At 45.0% G+C, this 23,085-nt stretch carries 22 protein-coding genes; 3 read left to right on the forward strand and 19 right to left on the reverse strand.

The features are described from left to right. Positions 1–3 precede the first annotated feature (3 nt). From COR50_RS15060 to COR50_RS15140, 17 genes are all read right to left on the reverse strand, one after another. Positions 4–420, reverse strand: coding sequence for a GPW/gp25 family protein (locus COR50_RS15060; protein WP_098194748.1), 417 nt, complete (start codon positions 418–420; stop codon positions 4–6). A 17-nt stretch (positions 421–437) separates the two neighbouring features. Then, the gene (locus COR50_RS15065) at positions 438–725 is read right to left on the reverse strand and encodes a PAAR domain-containing protein (RefSeq protein WP_198405665.1); all 288 of its coding nucleotides are present in this window, start codon (positions 723–725) and stop codon (positions 438–440) included. Between the two features lie 12 nt (positions 726–737). After that, complete coding sequence (gene vgrG, locus COR50_RS15070) at positions 738–2,486, reverse strand: type VI secretion system tip protein VgrG (RefSeq protein ID WP_098194750.1); 1,749 nt, start codon at positions 2,484–2,486, stop codon at positions 738–740. A 5-nt stretch (positions 2,487–2,491) separates the two neighbouring features. Continuing rightward, positions 2,492–3,148 (reverse strand): CIS tube protein, encoded by a 657-nt coding sequence (locus COR50_RS15075; RefSeq protein ID WP_098194751.1) that lies wholly within the window; start codon positions 3,146–3,148, stop codon positions 2,492–2,494. A gap of 2 nt (positions 3,149–3,150) precedes the next feature. After that, positions 3,151–3,336 carry a DUF5908 family protein gene (locus COR50_RS15080; protein WP_098194752.1) on the reverse strand — a complete coding sequence of 62 codons (186 nt, stop codon included), beginning with the start codon at positions 3,334–3,336 and terminating at the stop codon, positions 3,151–3,153. After that, positions 3,326–3,841 carry a phage tail protein gene (locus COR50_RS15085; RefSeq protein WP_098194753.1) on the reverse strand — a complete coding sequence of 172 codons (516 nt, stop codon included), beginning with the start codon at positions 3,839–3,841 and terminating at the stop codon, positions 3,326–3,328. Before COR50_RS15085 ends, COR50_RS15080 begins: the two co-directional genes overlap by 11 nt. A 2-nt stretch (positions 3,842–3,843) precedes the next feature. Continuing rightward, the gene (locus COR50_RS15090; RefSeq protein ID WP_098194754.1) at positions 3,844–4,275 is read right to left on the reverse strand and encodes a phage tail protein; all 432 of its coding nucleotides are present in this window, start codon (positions 4,273–4,275) and stop codon (positions 3,844–3,846) included. Between the two features lie 30 nt (positions 4,276–4,305). Next, on the reverse strand, positions 4,306–6,342 hold the full coding sequence (locus tag COR50_RS22615; RefSeq protein ID WP_098194755.1) for a phage tail sheath C-terminal domain-containing protein: 2,037 nt from the start codon (positions 6,340–6,342) through the stop codon (positions 4,306–4,308). Between the two features lie 26 nt (positions 6,343–6,368). Further along, entirely contained in the window at positions 6,369–7,793 is a 1,425-nt protein-coding gene (locus COR50_RS15100; protein ID WP_098194756.1) for a phage tail sheath family protein, read from the reverse strand. 19 nt (positions 7,794–7,812) lie between these two features. After that, positions 7,813–9,012 carry a hypothetical protein gene (locus tag COR50_RS15105; RefSeq protein WP_098194757.1) on the reverse strand — a complete coding sequence of 400 codons (1,200 nt, stop codon included), beginning with the start codon at positions 9,010–9,012 and terminating at the stop codon, positions 7,813–7,815. A gap of 7 nt (positions 9,013–9,019) precedes the next feature. Next, on the reverse strand, positions 9,020–9,613 hold the full coding sequence (locus tag COR50_RS15110; RefSeq protein WP_098194758.1) for a DUF4255 domain-containing protein: 594 nt from the start codon (positions 9,611–9,613) through the stop codon (positions 9,020–9,022). A gap of 29 nt (positions 9,614–9,642) precedes the next feature. Further along, complete coding sequence (locus tag COR50_RS15115; protein WP_098194759.1) at positions 9,643–9,825, reverse strand: hypothetical protein; 183 nt, start codon at positions 9,823–9,825, stop codon at positions 9,643–9,645. A gap of 635 nt (positions 9,826–10,460) precedes the next feature. Beyond that, complete coding sequence (locus tag COR50_RS15120) at positions 10,461–12,899, reverse strand: hypothetical protein (RefSeq protein ID WP_098194760.1); 2,439 nt, start codon at positions 12,897–12,899, stop codon at positions 10,461–10,463. A gap of 52 nt (positions 12,900–12,951) precedes the next feature. Next, positions 12,952–14,124 (reverse strand): DUF4249 domain-containing protein, encoded by a 1,173-nt coding sequence (locus tag COR50_RS15125; protein WP_098194761.1) that lies wholly within the window; start codon positions 14,122–14,124, stop codon positions 12,952–12,954. Between the two features lie 5 nt (positions 14,125–14,129). Next, a complete protein-coding gene (locus COR50_RS15130) occupies positions 14,130–16,904 on the reverse strand; it encodes a TonB-dependent receptor (RefSeq protein ID WP_098194762.1) in 2,775 nt (924 codons plus the stop codon). Positions 16,905–16,951: 47 nt separating this feature from the next. Next, positions 16,952–17,686, reverse strand: coding sequence for a hypothetical protein (locus COR50_RS15135; RefSeq protein ID WP_098194763.1), 735 nt, complete (start codon positions 17,684–17,686; stop codon positions 16,952–16,954). A 709-nt stretch (positions 17,687–18,395) separates the two neighbouring features. Beyond that, positions 18,396–18,938, reverse strand: coding sequence for an FUSC family protein (locus COR50_RS15140; protein ID WP_098194764.1), 543 nt, complete (start codon positions 18,936–18,938; stop codon positions 18,396–18,398). Positions 18,939–19,034: 96 nt separating this feature from the next. Between COR50_RS15140 and COR50_RS15145 the strand changes: the two genes are divergently transcribed. The 3 genes from COR50_RS15145 to COR50_RS15155 all read left to right on the forward strand — a co-directional run bounded on the left by COR50_RS15145 (position 19,035) and on the right by COR50_RS15155 (position 21,318). Beyond that, a complete protein-coding gene (locus COR50_RS15145) occupies positions 19,035–20,135 on the forward strand; it encodes a PCMD domain-containing protein (protein WP_157760894.1) in 1,101 nt (366 codons plus the stop codon). Between the two features lie 75 nt (positions 20,136–20,210). Beyond that, complete coding sequence (locus COR50_RS15150; RefSeq protein ID WP_157760896.1) at positions 20,211–20,915, forward strand: porin family protein; 705 nt, start codon at positions 20,211–20,213, stop codon at positions 20,913–20,915. Positions 20,916–20,964: 49 nt separating this feature from the next. Beyond that, entirely contained in the window at positions 20,965–21,318 is a 354-nt protein-coding gene (locus COR50_RS15155; RefSeq protein WP_098194767.1) for an MmcQ/YjbR family DNA-binding protein, read from the forward strand. On the opposite strand, the gene COR50_RS15160 is transcribed toward COR50_RS15155, so the two are convergent. After that, positions 21,319–22,353: a S66 peptidase family protein gene (locus tag COR50_RS15160; RefSeq protein ID WP_098194768.1), complete on the reverse strand. Its 1,035-nt coding sequence runs from the start codon at positions 22,351–22,353 to the stop codon at positions 21,319–21,321. It lies immediately after the preceding gene. Between the two features lie 17 nt (positions 22,354–22,370). Further along, entirely contained in the window at positions 22,371–23,063 is a 693-nt protein-coding gene (locus COR50_RS15165; RefSeq protein WP_098194769.1) for an SIR2 family NAD-dependent protein deacylase, read from the reverse strand. Positions 23,064–23,085: the final 22 nt, after the last annotated feature.

Below are 23,085 nucleotides of genomic sequence, written 5' to 3' on the forward strand. Positions count from 1 at the left end.
TGTTTAGCTTTTCACATTGGTGCCTTCATTAATATAATAGGGGTAAACATAGTTATACCTTGAGTTCGTAGTGCGAACCATGTATTGAATTTCTATATTCAATACGCCTTCGTACTGGTTACCCGTGTCTATCTCGATTCCTTCCAGCTCGATCCTGGGTTCATGGTACAGGATGGCGTTCTCGACGAGGTCCTTAACATAGGTCAGCATGGTAAGGTTCATACTCTCGAATACCATATTGTCGAGGTTACAACCAAAGGTTGGCTGCATGACCCGCTCGCCTAATTTTGTAGATAATAAGATGGATAAGCTGCTTTCAATATCTGCTTCTTCTTCGAGCATCACCAAGCCTTTAGCTGCTTTATCAAATTTTGGAGGAAAACTCCAACCCCTTCCTAAGAATGCGCGATCTTGTTCCATATGCTGATGTTTTTATATTAACCGATTAAAACTGTTGGGCAACCGGCCACGATAATACCACCGTGTGCCGTGCTATCACCCATCCTGGCTGCCGGTTGACCACCTATCAGTACCGTGCTGCTACCCATTACAATTGAATCAATAGGCCCGGTACAAAGCGCCATGCTGCCAACAGTAGCAGCAGGTACCCCCCCGATAAATACTGCCGGTGTTCCCGGGGGTAAGATGGGCCCCCCAACGTGTGGTACGACACCCGATACGAGGGGACAAGTATGCATATCTGTAATTCTTGCAGCAGGAGGCATGATATAATGAGTTTAATTAATTCTTACTATAGCGCCTTGAATCGTTACGGTACTACTCGATACAAATTCGGCCCCGGCGGAGCCTTCAGCGCGTAAAGTTGTATTAGCCTTGGACTCGATCTTCAAGGCTTCCAGGTTATAATTGTTACTGGCTTTTAGTTTCATGTCCTTGCTACTTTCTATATTAATGCCATCCTGGTCCAATATGATTTTATTGCCGAAATCGTCTTCCAACTTGATTATTCCCGCATCATCATCGAGTATGAAAAATTTGCCTTTGGGTGTTTCAAGTGTAAAGGATGATTTTTCATCATTAAATATCATTTTCATCTTGCTCCTTGTCACGAATCCCTTTTCATGGTTGTCGTCTGATGCCGTGAGCGGCGCTGGTTTGGCGCTGCTGTTCAACATGCCGAGCACAATCGCTTCCCTCGGGTCATCATTGAGAAAACCAACGATGACCTCATCCGATATTTCGGGTAGGAAGAAGGAGCCCCTGTCTTGCCCTGCATCCAAGGTGCATACCCTGGCCCAACAACCTTGTTCATCTTTATTGATAATAGGCAAGTACAACTTGATCCTGTTCTTGCCGTCGGGATCACCTTCCAGTTGTGTAACGATGCCGATTTGTAATCCCGTGATCCCCGGTACTAAACCGGCGGCAGGGTTATTTTCATTATTATAATTCTTGGAAAACCATTCCGGGTCAACTCCAAGTTGGGCATCCGTTTGCCACTCCCCGGCGCTAATGAAATGCCGGATTCCACCCACGAAGCACTTACCGTTAAAGCGGTCGCCAACACCGCCTAATTCAATTGTTTTGCCTGGTTTTACCGCTTCGGTTCCCTTGAATTTTACCCTTCCCCGGACTTTTGCAGCTTGATGTTTTTCCCAGAAGCTACTACCCCATGTTTGCAATTCCTCAGAATTGATGTCGCCACCATGTTGCAGGACTACTTGCTCCGCATCCATGACCTTTGATAAGTCCCCTGCCTCAATATTCCCGTTTAACTGGATACCGGGATCGCTAATCTCTACCTCGGTAATAGCTTGGTCATCACTACTCCATGACCTGGTTAGGACTTTTTTATATTGATAACGGGCATCTATATCTGCATCCAGTTCCAAAATAGTGGCGCCGTAAACGAGTGAAATGATGGGATTACTATTTAAATCCGGTTCTTTAATTTGGATGTTACCATCATCGGCTATCACTACTTTTCCCGCAACATCTGCACGGGTTAATATGAAATCCCAATCAGTAGATTGGTATTGGATGATTTGTTTATGGTTAATATCAGTTGCTTGAATGTCGGTGCCGAGATTATAAGGCCGTAGTAATTCGCTGAAAATATCACTGTCTTTTACCCCTTCGGAGAAGTACTTGTTTTTTTTAACCCCTGTAGCTTGGATGATTTTATCCCTGCATTCCACGATAAGTATGGAATTATTGCTCCGTATTTTTACTTGTTGTTTAACGATCAGTCCTTTGAACAGCGTTTTATTATCCGAATCGTAGCCGGCCAGTATTTCTATTTCATTTCCCGGAATAAATAAGTTGCCGTCGGATGTTTCGAATTGTTCTTCGGCAGGGTTACCATCGATCAATACTACTTTAGCCACCGGTATCCGGTTCAGTTCTTTCTGTACGAATATCGATTCAACCGCGATGGTAAGCGGAATGGCTGCATTGTTAATTTTTATTTCAAAACTAACAACGGTAGCGGCAGTATCGGGTAATATTGTTCTATCTTCCGGCATTATAATTAAGCTAAGGGTGGAAATTTGATTTTATCAGCAGGTTGTATTTCCCGGAAATTATCGAGGCCGTTAAATTTTGCCACCTCGATATAGTATTTAGAATCACCGTATATTTCATAACACATCAATGGTAATGTATCTCCTTGTTTGACAACCCTTACATGTGTTAGATCCGGCGATTGAGCATTTTCCCTGTTAATTCTTTTAATATCTTCTATACAACCCATGAAGGTAGTCCTGACAACAGCCCTTAGCGGTAATCCCCTGGGGTCAAATAATTTGTAGCTGATGTCCATATTCTGCAAACAGCCATCGAATTTGAGCGTACCCCAATAGAGGCTCACGAAACGTGGCCTATGCTTGTTGCCTTTATATTCTACCGTGAGAGATTTGAGTTGATCGATATCTTCCTCGACACCCAGCAATCCCGGTGGTTGATCCGTGATGACCCCTGTCCTATCAAAGAGCAATTCGAAATCCATTTTATCCGGTTCGATCTTGGAGAATTTGGGTAATTTTCCCGTGGTACCGGGCGCCTGTTTTTCCGAGTATTTGATTTCTATTTTCTTGCTATATGTATCGGGGTTAATCAATACATCCATTTGCCCAACAGGGATGCGGGTTTTCGGATCATCAAATGATATGATTTTCAGTTTGGTCATAATTATCGTTCTTGCTTATTTCTCAATATTTCCATCACCTGTTCTACGCAGGTAGCGATGATTTCCTCGCGGTCGTTTTCGCCCGTGGTTGTATTTGTGTTCCGTGATTGGTTCTGCATGGAATCCTGTTCCGGCTGAACCTGGTTTACATTAACACGGATATTGAGTTCGCGTATTTCAACTGGCATTTACTTTATCTTTAACGGTGAAATATTGGTATTGTAATTCGATGGTTTCAATCGCCAAGGCATTTTGTTCGGCATTGAGATCAGAAATGCTCCATTTTTTCGGGAATGCTTTCACGATATTCCAAACCATCAGCTCCTCCCCTTCGGGGTTTAGTAAAGTGACCGTTAGATCTTTCGGTGTGATCAATCTCTTGAAGGGATTATCGGAGGCCATATTAGTAATGGCATATATATTGTCGATTACCCATTTCCTAAGACTCTTGCTTTGTATCAATCCTTTTTTAAGTACGAGGTTGGGGTACTTAGTACGGATAGGCAAAGCATATTCAAATCTATTTTCGCCACCTTCTTTCCGGTTTTCTGTTTCCAACTCCACGTTTAAACCGGCAACGCTTTGAAACCGGCTATCGCCATCATCTTCGTTGCCGCTTCCGAAGGCAACCCTGAAGTAAAAAGCTACCGCAGGGTATGTTTTCAGGTAATGTTGTTTGTTGTTTGCAGCCATAATTAACCATTATCAATTACGAGCCCTTCATGGGCAATTTCCAATGTTTCGATAGCTGATTCATTGGCATCTGATTTTAAATCCGGCGATTGCACCTTCACGGGCCAGGCGGATTTTACTTTCCAAACCACTACCGGTTCGTGGTTTTCATTGAGCAAGCTAATGGTAATATCGCGGCGTTGGATGGTATTTAGCTTAACGGTATTGAACCAATCATAATATTCATTATCCGAAGCGAATACACCTCTTTTTAGCGTGATGTTCCCGAATTTTTGAAGACCCGGCATCTTGATTTTGCTATATTCCGGGCTGCTGCCTTCGCGGTATTCAATCACTTCGGTTTCTAGGCTAAGGCCGGAAACTTCGGTAAACCCGATTCTTGTACCACCCCATTCAACTAAAAAGTGGAACTTTGGTAATGGATAGTTTGCCATGTTATGATGTTTTAATTAGTTAATAGTTATTTACTGTTCCATCATTTTATGTGAAAAACGAAGGATGATGAATTCGGCTGGACGAACGACTGCCATACCGATTTCTACGATCATTAGGCCGTTCAGGATATCATCGGCCGTCATGGTTTCATCCAGGCCGATGTTTACGAAGTAGGCATCTTCCGCCTTGGCGCCTTGTAGGGCCCCGGCACGCCATTGCAATGACAGGAAGTTCTCGATCATAACGCGTACTTTAGTCCATGTGGTGGCGTTATTAGGTTCGAAAACGAAAGGTTCCGACGCTTTCTTTACAGATTCTTCTACCATGATGAAAAAGCGCCTTACAGGTACATACCGCCATTCGTTATCGTTACCGGCTAAAGTCCTGGCGCCCCATATCAAGGTGCCTTTCCCGGTAAATGCACGGATCGCGTTGATCGATTTTCCCGTAGCGGTAACGTTGAGATCATCTTGTTCCCGGTTATCGATTTTCACCGCCGGGCCGAGTACCGAGGATAAGCTCACGTTTGCCGGCGCTTTCCAAACACCCCGGCTACGGTCAACCAGTGCACAAACCCCGGCTATGCTTCCCGATGTGGGGATTGTTCTCATGGTTTCCGTTACTTTATCTGAAACGCCTTTAAAGAAGGGGTGAATTGAAAATAGCAGGTTAGCGGCATTGCTTTCATGGAATAGCGCGGCATTTAACAGGGCATCGAAGGAAGAAAGCAAGATGCCCAGTATATCCTTTTTTACATCAGCGATAATCTCCAAGCAGCCATCTTTACTGGCGGCATAATTTTTATTGCCCTGAGGAATGCTTCCATAACTAGTGCCGCCAAACCAATTTGGCGCCGCATCAAGCGGGGCGTACAAGGCATCAACTTCCGCTATCGTGCGGCCGCTTAATGTATTGTCGATCACCTTGGGATTTTTTTCGAGGCTCACCAGGGCGGTTAGCGCGGTCACCAGCTTGGGATCCGATTTTATCTTGGGAATTTCGAGCTTTACTGGTGAACTTGCGGGTAATGCCGTTTCAGCTATTGCAAAACTGCGCACCATGGTTCCGATGAGTTGCAGGTAGTCCGTCAATTTCGACTTGAAAGAAAGCGTGTTCCTTGCATCGCTTTCCAGTTCGGAAAGAAATGAGTTGATATAATTTGAACCACCGTAATACAAGCTGAGATCATTGTTCGCGATATCATTTTTAAAGGAAGTCTGAACATCTTCCCCAATATCTTTTATAATGGCGGTTGTTTCGGCAACCTGTGTATTCACTGCCCCTACGAGCGCCGTTTGATTGGCGTTTAAAGAAAATGCAGCGATATTGTTGATATCAGCATCGGCCTGGTCAATAAATTTCAATTGCCGAAAATTAACATTCACACCGTAAGAACTAATTATCCATGGATAGTAGGCGGCGCCATAGCTCAAGAAATTTACGCCTACCTGGTCCCTGAAATTACTGATAGGTTTGTTCGTAACATCCTCCTTGAGGTTGCCCTGCATGATATCCATCAATGTAAACCTATCTTTTAAGTCATTACATTGCGCCAGCGCGGCTTTTTGCAAATCGGCATAATTACTGAAATCAGGTAGATCACTTCCATCCTTCAATAATACCCCATCGGGAAAGGCAATCAGGGTTGGTTCATCAAACTTTCTCAATGCCTCGATCCCGGTTTTTAATATCCCCGCATCGATGGTGTCATCGTAACTTCCAACAGAAACGATGTAACAATCACCGCCGCCATTATCATAATATTGCCGGGCAATATCATACAAGAAAAATCTTTTATCGGGGTTTACGGTCAATATCGTATTTGCTTGGGTAAGGTCAACTTTCACCGTGTAGCTCAACGTTGGATAAGCTCCCCCAAATAACTGGCTGAACTCAAGGAAAGAAGTAATCTTGGTAGGAATATTGGATAATGAATTTAAATTACTATCCTGCGCTTTTTCGGTATAACCAACGAATGCGGGCACGGCTGTAGCTACCGGCGCAACAGACGGGGGGAACAAGGATAGTTCTTCAACGTATACTCCCGGGGTTTTTACAACAGGCATACAATTACTTTTATTGGGGTGAAGAATTATGCAGATTCAAGCATCTTGTGCGAGAAACGCAAAATGATAAATTCGGCAGGTCTAACTGCGGCCATACCTATTTCCACGATCATCCTTCCTTCGAATATATCCAGGGCAGTCATCGTTTCACCTAAACCTACATGGACGAAGAAAGCATCGTCGGCCTTGGCGCCCATTAATGCCCCGGCCCTCCATTGCAGTGTTAGGAAGTTCTCTATCATGCCTTTTACCTTGGCCCAGGTATTCGCATCGTTAGGCTCGAAAACAAATGGTTCCGAAGCCTTTTTTACAGATTCTTCAACCATGTTGTAGAACCTTCTTACGGAGATATAGCGCCATTCATTATCGTTTCCGGCAAGCGTTCTAGCTCCCCATACGATAATGCCTTTACCGGCGAAAGTTCTTATGGCATTGACAGATTTCCCCGTACCTGTAACGTTCATATCTTTCTGATCTTCATCATCGATCCTGACCATCGGTTCTTTAATCAAGGAAAGGCTTACGTTAGCAGGCGCTTTCCATACGCCCCTGGTGCTATCCACCTGGCAGTAAACCCCCGCGATGGCGCTACTGGGTGGTAAGATGATTTGTATCTTGGAAAGAGATTTTTTGATATCAAAATATAATTTGCTATTGGCGTGGTATAATGACTTGGTCAAGTCAACTCCCGGCGTCGTTTCATCCAAGCGCAACATGGTACCGGCAGCAATGCCGAATCCTGTTACGGCATGTGTGGCTTCATTGATATAAGGCAGGAGGTTAGTTCTCAGGTAAGGATAATATGCCGCGCCGTAGCTAAGGAAATTATTTCCTACCCCGGTTCTGAATGTGCTGGCCTGGCTGGCAAACGTATCATTACCGTTGGGAGCTAATACATCGATCAATACAACGCGATCCATCAATTCCCCGCACTGTTTCAATGCATCTTGAAATAAGGTATGAAAATCTCCGGAATCAAGCACCAGGGCATCGGGAAATATGAGGATAGTGGGTTCGTCTTCTTTTTTGACGGCCGCCAAGCCATTTGAAAGCTGCGTGTATTTCTGGGCAGAATTACCAGCGATATTCGTGTATTTAGCTATGCAATTTATATAGCATGGACCACCGCCATTAGCAAAATAAACTTGCAAGCTATAATACATCCTGAAGCTAAGTGCAGGTACCGTTACATCGCTACCCAATGCACTTTGGCCATCACTATTCACGATGTTAAGTGTCATCGTAGTGGCTTGCGGCATCCCGAATATTTCTTCATATTCTTTCAGCGATTTAATCCTGGTGGGTTTATTTACCAGGCTAAGCCCATTATAAGTATCATTCTCAGTATAACCGATAAAAGCAGGGATCGCCGTTTCAACTTGGGCCACCGAAGGCGGCAGTTTCGAGATTTCCTCCACGTATACTCCTGGAGTTTTATAGCTTGTAGCCATAATTGGAAAAGTTTATTGGTTAATTGATATATATTTCAGAAACAATATTGTATTGTTGCTCATTACCTGCGGGGTGCTCTGTCTTAACCATCCGGATATTCGGATTGGGCATATCGTCTACATTGACATTATCCTTGTTTTTGACAGTTACCGCGATCACGCCTTTAGCGGTGAAAGGGTGCGGCCCGCTTTCAGGTTTGTTGGTAAATGATTCGCCTAAATATCTCCATTGACTATACCTGTTCTTAAATCTTATTTCGAAGACGGGCGATCTCAACGATCCGTCGGCCCCGATTAATGAATAATCATCCGCGTTACTCCTGGCGGTGAAATCAATTATCCCTGACGGCAGTTCGGTTCCAGATAGGTTATAAAACGTTTGTTTGAAGTTATATGGAATCGCGGGGTCATCAATCTCCAGTTCGTAAACATCTGCCGGGAAATTTTGCAGTTCAATTAAAACGGTATCTGCTGCATTTTCTTGAATTATTTTGAAATTAGGTTGCAGCGTAATGCCTGCCCTGTTTTTCAATGTCACCGTGGGGTTCAAGCCGTTCTCTCCCGAAGCAATCCTGGCGAGGCGGGCTTTCCAAGGCAACAGGTCTTGACGGTTAAGATATTGCAGCGGTTTTCCTGATATCAGCGGATCATTGATCCAATCGGTACCCGGCGGTGCTTGATTGGAAGTGAATTTTTTAGCTAGGAACAATTTTGCCGGGGTATCCGCATCCGCTACGATGTCACCGGAGGCGTAAAGTTCCCCGGCATTATATTTTTTTGCGTATTGACATAAATGCGGGAATGTTTTAGGGGCATGTTGTGTCAAATTCTGCATAAAATATAGTTGCTGACCCGGGTACACTAATGGTAAAGCAGTATAATTATTAAAATAAGGATCAACTACGTTATAAGTAAATGTAAATTGATCAGCATCTTCTACTTGTATAGCCGGTATTATCTTTCCCACTACTTCAGTTGCCTGGATACCGATGAGAAAACCGAAAGGAGCTTGTTTAAATACGCATTTGTACTTGGCTAATAATTTTGAGCATGCAGCCGTGGGGGCGATCCTTATGAACTTGGCAATATCGTAGCCCCTTAACATGAATCCTTTTTCAGTATCACTCATGAGGTCGTACAAATCCGTTCCCCTATCCAAGAAATAATGGTGCAGTATCCTTACTTCCAATAACGTGTGATATGTGATAGTAAATGCCATTCGAAACTTATTTGAGGATGGATGAATTTTCCATGCTGATGGTTTTGATAATGCCCCTGGTTTCATCAATGCTTTCACGTTTCATTTCGACCATCCGGAGTTTATACATAACGAAAGGCCTTTGCTTTCCGCCCAAGGTGCTCCAGATGTAATTCACTTGCTCGAAAGAAGGGGAATATAAATCCATCACGAGATGGAAGCTATCCATATCTTTAACCTGCGTGATACTATTTTTATGTGTAAATGTATTTTTTGCTTGAAAAAAGCGGATGGTCCGCGATAACATCAGTAACGCGTTGCTATACGATTTAAAGCATGCGCTGAACAACAGGAATAAATTGAGATATACAGGTGGATTTTTGTAAATGGTATGTTCAACATCTGTTTGATAGTTGGGGATATTCTTTAGCGTGGCATCCTCGTTGATATTTACCAAGGTGATTACCAAATTATTTAGGTTCAAGAGTTCTCCCTCTTCTATCGCGGCTAAGTTTTCAGCTTTGATATAAGGTTTCACAACACCTGGGAGATCGCTGGCTGGGAATCCATCCGTATAAACCGTAAGTTGTTCTTTTAAAAATTCAATGGACTTAAAAATCATGAATAAATTTTTGGGGGTAATGCAGAGAATTATGGATACTGTAACTTCTTGACTTCCTCGATCAGTTGATTCAGCTTGGTGCTTTGTTGTTCTCTCATATCGTCTAATACGCGGGCTTGGTAATATTGAATATAAGTGTCAATATTGGTTTTCCAATCCAGCCCGGTAGCCAATAAAAAATCATGCTGGTAACTGTTAAAGTTATTCGCCATTGGATTTATTTTGGGGTCAATGCAATAAGGCTCGCTCCTGTAATTAAACAGGAACCATCACAATAAAATAATTGAATAAAACAATAGTCAGTACAGGTACTTCAATAATCAATCCTTGCTAATATTTGATTAGCCATTTTTTGGGGTGCATTAATATGGTTTTTAATTAATCTTAATCAATCCTTAATACAGTACTATTGTTTCAGATAATCCCTTTATAAATATTTCCTTGCAGCTCTCGGGGCAATTCGGGATTATAAAAGGAAGAACTTACTATTAGGAGAATTGGGGTTTTCCAAATGGGGTTCTTCTGTTGATAACAAAGTTATAGAAAAAGATTTTTATTAAACCAAGTTTTTTTCACATATTTTTTATGATAACATGAAACCCTTATGTTTTTGTTCCTTTAACTAGTTTTGTCAATAATTGATTCTAATAATGAATTGCAAATCCTTACTATTTATTTTTTATTTCACTGTAAGGGTTTTCAAAATTTATTTTACAAGTTAATTCAAGGAAAGATGTAAAGTATTAGCACTTATCTTACCACTTACACTGGATGGATTAAAAATATGGCCCGGTAGATTCCCGGGCCATTATCGAAGTATCCGCTGAATGATACTGGAATATAGCCATCATTGAATCTTGAACCGTGCAGTACTAATACCTAATTTTCCATCATCGGATGTACCTTCTACCACTACAAGATATTCCCCTGCTACATCGCAGGTATAAAACTCCAGTTGGCCCTTTCCCGATGCGTCTGTTTTAACACGCGGTTGCCAGTACAATAAATTCCGGTAATCCGGCAAGCGTTTATTATTTTGAGTACTATAATCTGGCGAATAAAATTTCTTCGGGTATTGTATGCCGTTATAGTCCATGATTGTAACATAATTGTCCAAAGGGAATCCTGCCAGGTCTCCCTTGTATGTTTGCAGGTAAACCACGCCCATCGATACGGAAGTATTGTAGAAATAGGGTCTTGCCATTACCGTTCCTTTCCTTAATTTTAGCGGATCGAAGGCGAAGAATTTCTTGTTGTTTTTAATCGGTACACCATCAATCAATACCAAGGGGTCTGTATTGAAAAATCCGGGTGAGGCCTTAGCATTGTTGAGCGCTAATAGGTGAAGCGTATCCCTCCAATTTCGTACCATAACGGTTCTCACATATTCCCTAAACACTTCTTCCATGGTCGTGAACCTCGTGTAGTCGTCCAAGTTAAACTGCTCATCAGCATTTCCGAAAAAGGGTAAACTGTCAAGCGCTTCTTTGGGTACCTCCACGCGAGCTAGGCTGTCGGAGAAATATGTATGTACGATTTGCAATTGCCGGTGTCTTTGTTTAAGCGCCGCTAAAGTTGCTTTATCAATGGAGAGTTTATTACCAAGGCTTGTATTTCCACCTTTTCTATGCACGTAAAAAGGGCTGTTAATATTAATTACGGCATCTGCCCGGCCATCTGCCGGTTGAACCACGATTTCTCCATCACCATAATACCCGGGCAGTTCCACTGCAATATTACCGTTGCGGTCGCTCCGGGTAACATAAAAGCGGGGTATTTTTCCCGGCACGGATATATAAATATCTTCATCGCGTATGGGTTTCCCGCTTGATTTTAGCGTGACTTGCCCGGTTAGAATATGACCATTTAATTCCGGCGGGTATATGAATTTTTTATCACTTCTCCCCTGCGTCTCGAATACTTGTGCCCAGTCAATGCTATTTTTCCCGGCAACGAGTAAAAGGTCATTGGCCTGCTCCATACTACCGGGTTGCCCGCTAAAGTAATACCTGGGATCTTGTTGGCTGCCCACCAGGTGCGATGTAAACAGGTAATAAGTTTCAATATCGTAAGGGTCGACACCGGTTAAGGAATCCAGCCTGTAGACTTTAACCGAGAGGTCGGCAGCGATGCCTTTACTCAAATTGTCGCTGGTGCCTAATGCGAGGTCTACTTTTTCTCTTTTGCCATATACGGCTTTAGCCGTTTTAGTATCGATGTTTAACTTGTTACCGGGCGGTTTGAAAAATAAGCGCTCTCCCACTACCTTGTAATGCTCATCCAGCACTGTTATTTCGTTAACACCGTCATACATCCAGCTGAAAGAGATATAGAAAAACGAGGAATCGCCGGTGGCGTTGCTCCTGGCCAGGTGTTTGATTTTCCCGTCGCGGTGAATAACAGCGTAGTAATATTTACTTTTAACGTTTTCATTGCCTGCAACTTTTATTTCTAATACATCATTGGTCTTGGTCGTGCCGGTATAAACGAGGGTGCCCTTTTCTTGAACTCCCGGGAATTTGAACAAAGTATCTTTGCCCCGGTATGTAACAAGTGCGCTATATTCTTGATCCTTCTGCGGGCTAAATGTAAAGGAACCTATTCCCCTATCGCCTGCTTTGAACCGTAATAGCTCTTCTCCTTCCTTACCTAGTAAAACCGCCTGCGCGGGCAGACCTTTTCCATATTGATCGTTGAAAGAAAAAGCTACGGTGGTCTGCAATCCATCTACAAGTTTATTTCCTACCGCAACGAACTTCATGCTTGTTAATTGCCTCGTAACATCATCTACAACGGGCAAAGGTTCAAAAGTATTGATGATTGCAACCGGCTTGCGAAAGAATGCTTTTTCTCCGAAATTTTGCATCCATCTAGTATAAGCGCAGATCGTGTAATGACCGCTTGGAATATCCAATGGTAACAATAAACTGCCTTCTCCCTTACCTTTATCAATCCCAATTTTCCCCTGTGCAACCGGCGCGTTGTTGCCATCCAGTATCTCAACGTATGCTACCTTGCTCATATCGGGCAATCCCTTGAAAGCCATAATAGTACAGTATAGTTTTAACCAGGCGGTTTCCCCGGCAAGGTAAGTATCCTTATCTGTTTGGACGTATAGTTGCTGTTGATAATTGGACCTATTATAATGATCTAGTTGCTCGTGTATATAAGCGAGATCCCTGTTACTTTTATCAAGTAATTGTGGATCGGGAGCTTGTGCCCCGGATATATATGGAATGATGACTATTGTTAAAATGACTGTAATCTTAAATAGGTAAACTCTCATAGTATTCGCTTCAGGTTAGTATATACAGAATGATGTATGCATTCCTTTTTTATTATGGCCAAAATTCCGGCATTACGTTCGTGCCGCCCTGGCTCCGGCAGTCGATACAATTGAAATTCCTGATCTTGCCGAGCTCTTTCTTCTGATCATCGTTATTGATATAAACCGGGAACACGTTACTGGTTGAGAAGTGCTGGTAGCGCCCCAATTTTGTAGTAGTTGTTACGGTGTCCGCCGTCTCGCAAACTTCCCGGTAGGTCCAGTTGCCCGGCCGCCCAAAAAATTGTCTTTTCTTGCTAAGCGTGGCGGCCGACATGAAACCGATCACCGTTTCCGAGGGATCTTCATCGCAGCTGATATTTCCCCGCAGCTCGCTGGGCAATTGCCCGAAGATGTCCCCGAGCTGCTCGGTTACGGCGCGCAAGTTCTTGTAATAGTCATATGCTTGCGGCGTGAGGGCATACTGTTTTAACAGCATGCTATAGCCCCAAGCCAAACGCGGATCGTTGTGGGTGAAAAGTTTCAGCGGGGCATGGTAGATTTCGTCCTGGCCGAGTTGTTCGGAGGTGGCCACGAAAAGCTGCGTGCTGGGATCTTCCTGCCAGCAGCGGTACAGCTCGATGTAATAATCGTAGCCGTTCTGCTTGATGAGGCTGTCGGTCCTGTCGAAATAAATATAGGCGATGTACTGGGAACGGTACTCGTAAGTGCCTTCGTAGCTCCAGCGGTAATACCTGGTTTCGCCCGAGGGATCGCTTGCATCCACGTAGGTTTGCATACCATCGTGGTAGCGGTAGATGCCGATGCTGTCGATCGGCGGGGTACGCCGTACCGGCACGGATGCCGACCTGTAATGCTTACCATTTGCCGTGGCGATGACCAGGCGGCAATTTTGCCCGGCGGCCAGTTTCGTGGCAATACCTTTATACTCGCCCGGCGCCGTCTCCGCCAAGCCGTAAGTTTCGGCGCCCTCGATCTCGATGCTCACCGCGGCGCCCTTCTCGGGCACCGTTTTTACCTCCTCGGAAAGCGGCACGCTGCGCGATAGCTTGATGACCGTGGTGTCTTCCCCCGTTGTAATGATGCCATCCACCACCAGGTAATCGAGGTCTTGCCCCTTGATACCGGGGTCGTAAGGATCGCGGCAGTATGCCAGTAACCAAACCGTTGCCGCTACCGCGGCTATATACATTTTCCAGTTCTTATGTAGGTGCTTCCTATCCATGGTGCTTAAAATTTGAAGTTATACGTTGCGAAGGGGATCGCGCTACCGAAGATCGAGAGCTTGTACCCGTTAACTTTACCTTCCTCCGAGATATAGTAAACGGAGTACGGGTTCCTGCGCCCCGTGAGGTTGTATACGCCGAGGGTAAAGCTGCTATGTGCCAATTTCTTCCGCTTGTGGCTACCCTCTATGTTCACGCTGAAGTCCGTCCTGAAATAACCCGGCACCCGGTGCGCGTTACGGTTGCTGTAAAGCACCCTGTAGGAGCCGCCGTAGTAATACCTTGCCACCGGCAGCGTGATGGGCCTGCCGGTGCTGTAATTGCCGAGCAGCGACATGCTGAAACGGTGCGATACCTTGTAATTGGCCACCAGGTTCACCACGTGCGGTTTATCGTAGTCGGCGGGGAAATACGCGCCGCCGTTAATCGGCTCCGGCACGAGCGGGTCGTCCATCTGCAACTCCGTGCGGGAATAGGTGTAGGCAAACCAGCCGTTGAGTTTACCGGAGGTCTTCTTCACCAGGAACTCGATGCCGTAGGCCCTGCCGTTAGCGTTGGCGATGTCCGTCTCGATATGGTCGTTGAGGAATAACTCCGCGTTGTTCTTGTAGGTAACGGCGTGGCGTATGCGCTTGTAATATACTTCCACGCTCGTCTCGATGCTGTTGTCCCTGAAATTTTTGTACAGCCCCAGCGCCAGTTGATCCCCGGTGCCCGGCTTGATAAATTCATCGCTGAGCTTCCAGGTGTCCAGCGGGCTGATCGCCGTGGTATTGCTCAACATGTGGATGTTCTGGCGGGTACGGTTATAAGCCAGCTTGATGCTGGTATTGCCGTTAAGGCTATAGCGCAGCGCTACCCTCGGTTCCAGCCCCATGTAACCCTTGATGTTGCCGGAACGTGTAACCGTATCCGTGATATTATTTACTTCGCGCGGGGCGCCCGGGATGTAGCTGTAGACATCGTGTGGCCCCAGGTAGGAGTAATAGTTGAACCGTAGCCCCAGGTCGATGGAGAGGTCGGCGCTCACCTTGACCAGGTCCCCGATGTAAGCGGCGGCATCCAGTCCCCGTTCGCCCTGCACGCCGCGGGGTAATGCCTGGCCCTTGCCCACCGCGCGGTACTCGCCGGGTTGCAGCTCGTAGCGCGTGGCCGATAGCCCGGCGGTGAGCTTGTGCGTATTATCCAGCGTGTACACGAGGTCGTAGTTAGCATGCAGTTGGGATATATTGAAACGGAAGCGGAAATCGTTCACGGTGGAGCGGTCGCTTTCCATATCGAAGTCATAGTAATCGTAACCGGCGCTGAACAGCCCGAAGGCACGGTCATTGAAGAAATGTTTCCATTTCAGCACGGCGTTGCGGTTACCGTAGCGGTAGAGCGTATCACCGTCCAGCTTGAAGCGGTCCTTGCTCCAGTAACCGGACAGGTACAGCGTGTTGCGGTCGTTGAAGCGGTGCGTGATCTTGGCATTGAGGTCGTAAAAGGCAGCGCTGCTGTTCTTGTACCTATCGTCATCGAGGAGGTTGAGTGCCCAGTCGGAATAGGTAGACCGGCCCCCCGCGATGAAGGTCGTTTTTTTGCCGATAGGTCCCTCCAGGGTGAGGTTGCCGCTGAGCGGCCCGATGCCGCCGCTCCCGGAGAATTTCTCGCGGTTGCCCTCGCGGGTCACTACCTCCAGCACGGAGGAAAGCCTACCGCCGTAACGCGCCGGTATGCTGCTCTTGTAGAGCTCGGCATCCTTGACCACCCCCGCGTTGAAGCCCGAGAAGAAACCGAAGAAATGCGAGGGGCTAAAGATGGTCGCACCGTCGAACATGACGAGGTTCTGGTCCACGGCGCCACCGCGCACGTTCATGCCCGTGCTGCCTTCGCCCACGCTGGTTACGCCGGGCAGGGTTTGCAGCACGCGCACCACGTCGGCCTCGCCCATCAGCCGCGGCAATTCCTTGACGGTCTTGATATCGACCTTCTGCATACCGACCACGGTGGAACGCACGTTGGAAGATTTCTCGCCGGAGATCCGCACTTCCTTGAGCGCGGTGACGTAATTATCCATGCGGACATTGAGTTTGCCATCCCCGAACACGCGCAGCTTGCGGCGGGTGTCGGCCATGCCGAGGTAGCTGACGTGCAGTACCCTCGCCCCCCTGGGCAGGGTAACCACGTAATAACCGTACTGGTCACTGATCACGCGCAGCGGTGTGCCTTCCACGGTGATGGAAGCGCCGCTGATACCCTCCCCGGTTTCATTATGGCGTATATAGCCGGAGAGCGTGGCCTTGCCTTCGCCGTAATGGTCGGAAGCGGTGCCTATGGTGTAGAGTTTATTGTCTTCCGAAGAGAGCCTCGCCGGGGGGACGAAAGTACCGGCGGTAGGCGGGCTTGCCGTTTGCAGGGCACTTCCCGGTAAGGTCGCTGCCGCCCCGCCCGGCTTCAGGGTGGTGGTGCCGGGGTTCATGCTGATAGCTTGGCCCACCGTGATAAAAATATGCCCGTCGTCATCGGCGGAAAAGAAGAGCCCCGAGGTATCGAAGGCGATCGAAAGCGCTTCGTCCAGGGGTTTATCCTTCACGTGAACGCTGAGGTTGATACCGGATAACCCGGCGCTATCGTAATAAAAAAATACGGGTTGTTGCCGCTCGATGGCATTCACCAAGGCGGAGATCTTCACGCTGTCGAGCTCCAGGCTGACCTTGCCATCCAGCGATTTTTTCGATTGGGCAGTAACGGCAATGCTACCGCCCACGATAAGTAATACCGTGTATAAACACTTCATGGAAAAAGTTCAATTAGATTTTGGATAATAAGTCATACAAACAATGTTTATTGCCCGTTTACATTTTCAGCATCCCCGAAAAAACCGTCGAGGTATTTCCCGATCAAGATATAGGAATAGATAGGGTCAAGGCTGATAGAAATAGCCCTGTCATCTATAAACTTGCGGAGATCCTTTTTCCGTTCTTTCAAGGCGCGGAACAAGGTGATTTCATCTTCGAAAGAGCGGTACGTGCCACCGTAATAGAGGAAGTAGGTTACCGGTACATCATCGATAAAGCTCCACACCCTGTTACCGTATGGTACCCTGCTGCGGTAGTTCTTCTGGTACCGTGCCAGGATGCGGGATTTGCCGCTGTAAATCTCCTGGTAATAACCTGCTTTTAACCCGGGAGCTGCGGGTACGTTTACGAAGCGTTTCTCATCGATGTTGAACTCGCTTACCAAGTTTTTACGCAGCGTGATTTTCGCCCGCTCATCCATGTAAGCCACGATACATTCGTCCTGCACCATGTCGTACTGCATGAGTACATCCTCGTAAGATCTGCCGTCGTACACGACACAACCGTAGACGAATTCCCCCGTTCCCATGAAGGGGTGCTTGTTGTCGTAAATTTGGGGATCGTAGTAAGAGTTGTAGGCCGGCCCATTGTACAAAGTGCTACGGGTATCGAATAGATCCGCATAAGCGCTGTACATGGCGTTGGGTGCAGCGGTTTGTGCAAAACTAGCTGTATTCCATAAGCAGCAACCTAAACCTATGACAGTATAAAATTTCATCATTCCAAGGTGTATTTATCTTTGTATTAATTAACTATTACGTTCTCATTCCAATTTAATAACCTTGGGTATATCTTAATCAAGATAAAATGGTAATAATTTGAATGTCAAATATTGAACTGTCTTTAATAGTAAATGGACAAATTAGAAAGGAATAATCTTCTCAAGATTGTTACTGGACTAGCAGGAACAAAATAACATACATCAACCCATAAGCAATTACATGCTTATTGTCCTTTGGGTTACAGGTAATGTTGCATTCGAACGGTATAAAATAGGTTAACAAATGTTTCTGACGTAATGTCAAGCTTATTTATTATTAGGTTTTGCACTCGGTTAGTGTGCTTTCTGGTCTTAAAAGTATTAATTAAATATTAAAATTTTACTTTTTTTTCAGTCTAAATCAATGATTTCTGAAAGTTTAGGAATATTATCCTGATGAAATCGTTTATAGTTAAATGGTTTAGAAATGTGCTTACTCAATAACTTTTTTTGATACCACCCTTATATTAAGGAATATATAAGCATTAAAAGGATTTGCCTCGCAATAGATTCTTTAACTTAGGGTATGTTACGCAAGTTCCACTACAACAAGTTAAGTAAAAAAAAGTAATTGTGCGACTAATATTTTCATTTTTTAAAAACAAACCCTACCCTTTTTCTCCTCATTATATTTAACTGGTATATAATTAATTTATGATGCCGGGGTGTTTTATGCTTCGTTGCTGTCTTTAGTATGCTCGACCGGTTTTAATATATATTTATTGTGAAAAGCAAACGTGATTAGCAGGCCGATACTACATCCTACTAATACCGATAACACCCTTTCAACCGATGCATCGTAAACATGCGGGCCCGTTGGGTGCGTCATTACTATGATGGTTGCAGCCAGTGCCGTTCTTGTTGCCACTTCTAATTTCAGTAAGTTGCATAGCGCCACCGTTATAATGATAGCGAAACATAACATGATGATTTTATCTTGGTGGAGGTAAAGCATGCTTAAACCCGAAATGGCGCCGACGATATTTGCCTTGATCCTAGTGATCGCTAATGACATGGCATCGCTGCCATCCGGACTTAAAACTAACATCACGGAAATTAAACACCAGATATAGTCTTCGTAATGCAAAGACTTTGAAAGTAAAACAACAATCAATGCACCTACCGTACATTTCGATGCATATACCAATATCCTTTTTACCCGCTCTTTATCGAGGTTGAGCCTAAGTCTGTTATTTTTCTTACCTTGCTTCATATCACGGAACCTTAACCTTATGCTAAGTTGTTTGTTAAATTTAGTGAAACTAAAGAAATTTCTTAATTACAACTGCTTGTATCCATGCTTATCTTTATGAAAAGATCTACCTGGTTATGCTGGGAAAAATGTAAATGGAGTAATATTTTATATGGCTTTACCTGTATTGTTACATTGCAACTTTCTTCCTGTATTAAAGATGCACCGCTAAATCCCGAGGCTGATATCGAATCTTTCGTGGTCGACTCTTCTTTAACTACGGGGGATGTTTTCATCGACCAGGCGAATTCTAAAATTATGCTTTATTTGAAAGAGAGCGCTTACGAATCCGGCTTAGCGCCCTCGATCACCGTTTCCGATGGTGCTACGGTAAGCCCCGCTACCGGTGATTCAATACATTTCAATCAGCCAATTACTTACACGGTTACTTCGGCAAGTAAAACCTCGACAAAGGTGTACAAGGTAGAAGTTGTACAAACCGGCACCTGGGATTTTGATTTTGAATATTGGGATAAGAACGAAAGGGATCAATACGAATTCCCGGTAGAAGAGGATGGTACGGTATTGTGGTCCTCCGGGAATCCCGGCGTAGCGCTATCAGGTGTACCTAAACGTCCGGATGCTTATCCCCTGCGGCAAACTACGGATTCCAGGTTTGGAAATACAGCCGCCGAGCTGGTCACTTTGAAAGGTACCACCCTTTCTAGCTTATTCGGCGTTAAGCTTTTTGCCGGCTCACTTTTCCTCGGCATATTCGATTCGCAGAATGCCTTGCTTGAACCGTTGAAGGCAACAAGGTTCGGGCAGCCTATCTCCAAGGGGATACCGGAATTTTTTACCGGCTATTACAAGTACACGCCCGGCGAAAACTTCCAGGATAAGGATGGGAATATTTTACCCGGGATCACGGATTCTTGCGCCTTATACGCTGTAATCTATTCCGGTACCGAACGCTTGGACGCTACGAATATCCATAACTCTCCCAGGATTATTGCTACGGCTTATTTGCCTGATGGCTCAAGGAGGGAAGCATATACACACTTCTCTATCCCTTTTACTTATATAAGGCAACCCGCTGACGGTGATGATTTTATGTTAACGATCGTTGCTTCTTCGAGCCGGGATGGGGACCAATACCGCGGGGCTATCGGCAGCCGGTTGGTAGTCGACAGTTTGTCAATCAAAATGAAACCTTAAAGTAGCCATATGTTTTTTAGATATAGATTACATGTTTGTTTAGCGTTATTAATAGCCTGTTTATCATCTCTGAATGTGAAATCCCAAACGGCCGGTATATATACACCTAGTTGGGAACACCATATCATAGCGGGCCTTAACATCGGCGGCACCAGTCCTATACCATTGCCGAATACCATCCGCAAGATTTATAGTTGGAAGCCGACGTTTGCCCCATCGCTAGGGTATGAACTAGGTTACCGCTTCCATGAAAAGATGGCTGTTGCTATCGGCGTAGGGCTCGATTACAAAGGGATGGACGTGAAGGATAGCGTCTTGTACTTCCCGACTGTAATCAATGTAACCGAAGGCGGGCAAACGGGAACATTTGAAGGAACATTTACGGGCAGGAATAAAACTGAAATCCGTAATGCATATGTAAACATTCCTGTTAGTTTTGTTTTTATTCCGGATGAAAATTGGCGTGTTAAAGCGGGAGTTTACATGGCTTGGCTTTTTAGTAGCCAGTTTTCCGGGAACGTATCGAATGGTTATATTCGAAACGGTGGTCCTACCGGTGAAAAGATTATTGTTGATAAGGCAGAATTTGATTTTGGAGACGAGGTGCGTAGTTTTGACTTCGGGGTAAGGGTTGCCGGGGAAAGGCGCCTGGGAAAGAAACTCAATTTGCAGGCGCAATTGAACTGGGGCTTAAGACCGGTATTCCCTTCAAGTTTCAAAGGGATGGATTTCCCGATGTATAATATTTATTTTCAACTGGGTGTTAGTTACAAGATGTAATTTTTCGGTTAGATTTGTAATATTTACAGGATTAATATTCTATTTGCAAATGGATATAGAACAATTCAGGGAATTTTGTTTAACATTGAAGGGTACGAGCGAAGGTTTCCCTTTCGGGGAAGAAACATTGGTATTTTACGTGGCAGGTAAGATGTTCGCTTTAACTGATGTTACTAGCTTTGAAAGTGTAAACTTGAAATGTGATCCCGGTGAAGCAATAGAATTAAGGGAACGCTACCCCGCTATCATCCCCGGTTACCATATGAATAAAAAACATTGGAACACTATTATCAACGATGGCAGTATTTCCAATTCTATGATGAAAAAACTTATACAAGATTCTTATGATCTTGTATTTGCGAAACTCCCTAAGAAAACGAGGGAAAGTATTGGAGATAAATAATTAACGGATTTCAACGAGGCTGCTGTCGCCGTTTTCCGCTACGTTGAGTTCATGTATGATACCGCATTTCAAAGCATAATTATTCTTGATATGCCCAACGGGAAAATCAAAACACACGGGGAAATTTATCCCTGCAATTTTCTCCATTACAATTTCGTATATGCTTTTTCCGAACTCTTCTCCCGGATCATCGGGTTTGATCTTTGTGAATCCACCAATTAGCAAACCTGCTAGTTGATCCAATTTACCAGAGCGTTGTAAATTGCCCATCATACGATCCAGGCTATAAAGGTATTCGCCGGTATCTTCCAAAAAGAGGATTTTACCTTTCGTATGAATGTCAGAACGGGTGGCTGCTATGCTTTGCAGCATCGACAAATTGCCACCGATTAACTTGCCCCTTCCTTTCCCGGGCCTGTTTTGTTCATTATATGCCGCATTGTAAACCATTCTTTGTCCTGTTAGTGCTTCCTTGATCGACAAGATCGTTGCCTGCACTTCTTGGCTCGCACCGGTAAAATCTTCAGGGAAACTATTACACATCTTGGAATGCAAGGACGCTACCTGTAGGTTTCTATCCAGGTGGCAATGCAAAACCGTGATATCGCTAAAACCGATTAACCATTTAGGGCGTTTGCGAAACTTTGAAAAATCAATATCATCTATAATCCTGGCGATCCCGTATCCTCCCCTGGCACACATGATGGCTTTGACTTCCGGGTCATCTAGGAGTGTTTGAAAATCATCCAGCCGGTGCTCGTCCGTCCCGCCGAAAGTGTAATAGCGATCCCCTACAGTTTTGCCGATGCGGACTTCAAAGCCCCAATCTTTCATTATCCTGATGGCAGGTAATATATCATCGTAGGTAATGTAACCGGCAGGGCATGTTATACCGATTATATCTCCCCTTTTTAAATAGGGTGGAATTTTTAAAGGCAAACTTTCATCCGGAATATTACTTGCCTTGCTCGGCAATGGAATGGCGGCCCCTGCCCCGGCCGTACATACTAGCGATAAAAAATTTTTTCTATCCATCTATAAACCCCGCTATTTTATAACATCTTAATATAATCAAGAAAATCTTCGATACCTTCGGTTGCCGGCGCTTCAATGATCGTAAATCCAAGCTCATCCCCGATCTTGGGAACCTGTTTGTCTATAACAAATTTATGTGCGGTTTTGGGAATATAATGTATAAGCCCGGCAGCGGGGTAAACATTCAGCGATGTCCCTACCAGTAAAAAGATATCTGCCTCCTGCACTACCTGCATAGAAGTTCCCATCATCGGAACGGCTTCACCGAACCAAACTACGTGTGGACGGAACTGTCCACCATCCGGCGCAAGATCCCCGATGCTGATTTTTTCACCGACATCATATAACCTATGTACATCCAAATCGCTTCTCATCTTGTTGATAAGTCCATGGAGGTGCAGCACCTGGGAAGAACCGGCCCTTTCGTGCAGGTCATCTATATTTTGCGTTATAATGGTAATATCGAATTCGTTTTCCAGGGAAGCCAGCGCGAGGTGTGCCCTGTTAGGTTGTGCTTTTCTCACTTCATCGCGGCGTAAATTATAAAATTCTAATACCAGCTTGGGATTCCGTTCCCATGCTTCCGGGGTTGCCACTTCCTCGATATCATAACCTTCCCATAATCCACCGCTATCGCGGAATGTTTTTAAACCACTTTCAGCGCTAATGCCCGCCCCGGTTAATACCACCAATTTAGGTTTGCGATCCATTTCTTTTCATTTGAAACAAATA

The organism is Chitinophaga caeni (assembly GCF_002557795.1).
Lineage (GTDB): Bacteria > Bacteroidota > Bacteroidia > Chitinophagales > Chitinophagaceae > Chitinophaga > Chitinophaga caeni.

Bases quoted from the DNA above. Each gene is read 5' to 3' on its own strand.
- vgrG (WP_098194750.1), bottom strand. From the start codon at position 2,486: ATGCCGGAAGATAGAACAATATTACCCGATACTGCCGCTACCGTTGTT.
- COR50_RS22615 (WP_098194755.1), bottom strand. From the start codon at position 6,342: ATGCCTGTTGTAAAAACCCCGGGAGTATACGTTGAAGAACTATCCTTG.
- COR50_RS15115 (WP_098194759.1), bottom strand. From the start codon at position 9,825: ATGGCGAATAACTTTAACAGTTACCAGCATGATTTTTTATTGGCTACC.
- COR50_RS15120 (WP_098194760.1), bottom strand. From the start codon at position 12,899: ATGAGAGTTTACCTATTTAAGATTACAGTCATTTTAACAATAGTCATC.
- COR50_RS15165 (WP_098194769.1), bottom strand. From the start codon at position 23,063: ATGGATCGCAAACCTAAATTGGTGGTATTAACCGGGGCGGGCATTAGC.
- COR50_RS15135 (WP_098194763.1), bottom strand. From the start codon at position 17,686: ATGATGAAATTTTATACTGTCATAGGTTTAGGTTGCTGCTTATGGAAT.
- COR50_RS15100 (WP_098194756.1), bottom strand. From the start codon at position 7,793: ATGGCTACAAGCTATAAAACTCCAGGAGTATACGTGGAGGAAATCTCG.
- COR50_RS15130 (WP_098194762.1), bottom strand. From the start codon at position 16,904: ATGAAGTGTTTATACACGGTATTACTTATCGTGGGCGGTAGCATTGCC.
- COR50_RS15060 (WP_098194748.1), bottom strand. From the start codon at position 420: ATGGAACAAGATCGCGCATTCTTAGGAAGGGGTTGGAGTTTTCCTCCA.
- COR50_RS15155 (WP_098194767.1), top strand. From the start codon at position 20,965: ATGGATATAGAACAATTCAGGGAATTTTGTTTAACATTGAAGGGTACG.
- COR50_RS15140 (WP_098194764.1), bottom strand. From the start codon at position 18,938: ATGAAGCAAGGTAAGAAAAATAACAGACTTAGGCTCAACCTCGATAAA.
- COR50_RS15075 (WP_098194751.1), bottom strand. From the start codon at position 3,148: ATGACCAAACTGAAAATCATATCATTTGATGATCCGAAAACCCGCATC.
- COR50_RS15105 (WP_098194757.1), bottom strand. From the start codon at position 9,012: ATGGCATTTACTATCACATATCACACGTTATTGGAAGTAAGGATACTG.
- COR50_RS15125 (WP_098194761.1), bottom strand. From the start codon at position 14,124: ATGGATAGGAAGCACCTACATAAGAACTGGAAAATGTATATAGCCGCG.
- COR50_RS15085 (WP_098194753.1), bottom strand. From the start codon at position 3,841: ATGGCTGCAAACAACAAACAACATTACCTGAAAACATACCCTGCGGTA.
- COR50_RS15090 (WP_098194754.1), bottom strand. From the start codon at position 4,275: ATGGCAAACTATCCATTACCAAAGTTCCACTTTTTAGTTGAATGGGGT.
- COR50_RS15110 (WP_098194758.1), bottom strand. From the start codon at position 9,613: ATGATTTTTAAGTCCATTGAATTTTTAAAAGAACAACTTACGGTTTAT.
- COR50_RS15080 (WP_098194752.1), bottom strand. From the start codon at position 3,336: ATGCCAGTTGAAATACGCGAACTCAATATCCGTGTTAATGTAAACCAG.
- COR50_RS15145 (WP_157760894.1), top strand. From the start codon at position 19,035: ATGAAAAGATCTACCTGGTTATGCTGGGAAAAATGTAAATGGAGTAAT.
- COR50_RS15160 (WP_098194768.1), bottom strand. From the start codon at position 22,353: ATGGATAGAAAAAATTTTTTATCGCTAGTATGTACGGCCGGGGCAGGG.
- COR50_RS15065 (WP_198405665.1), bottom strand. From the start codon at position 725: ATGCCTCCTGCTGCAAGAATTACAGATATGCATACTTGTCCCCTCGTA.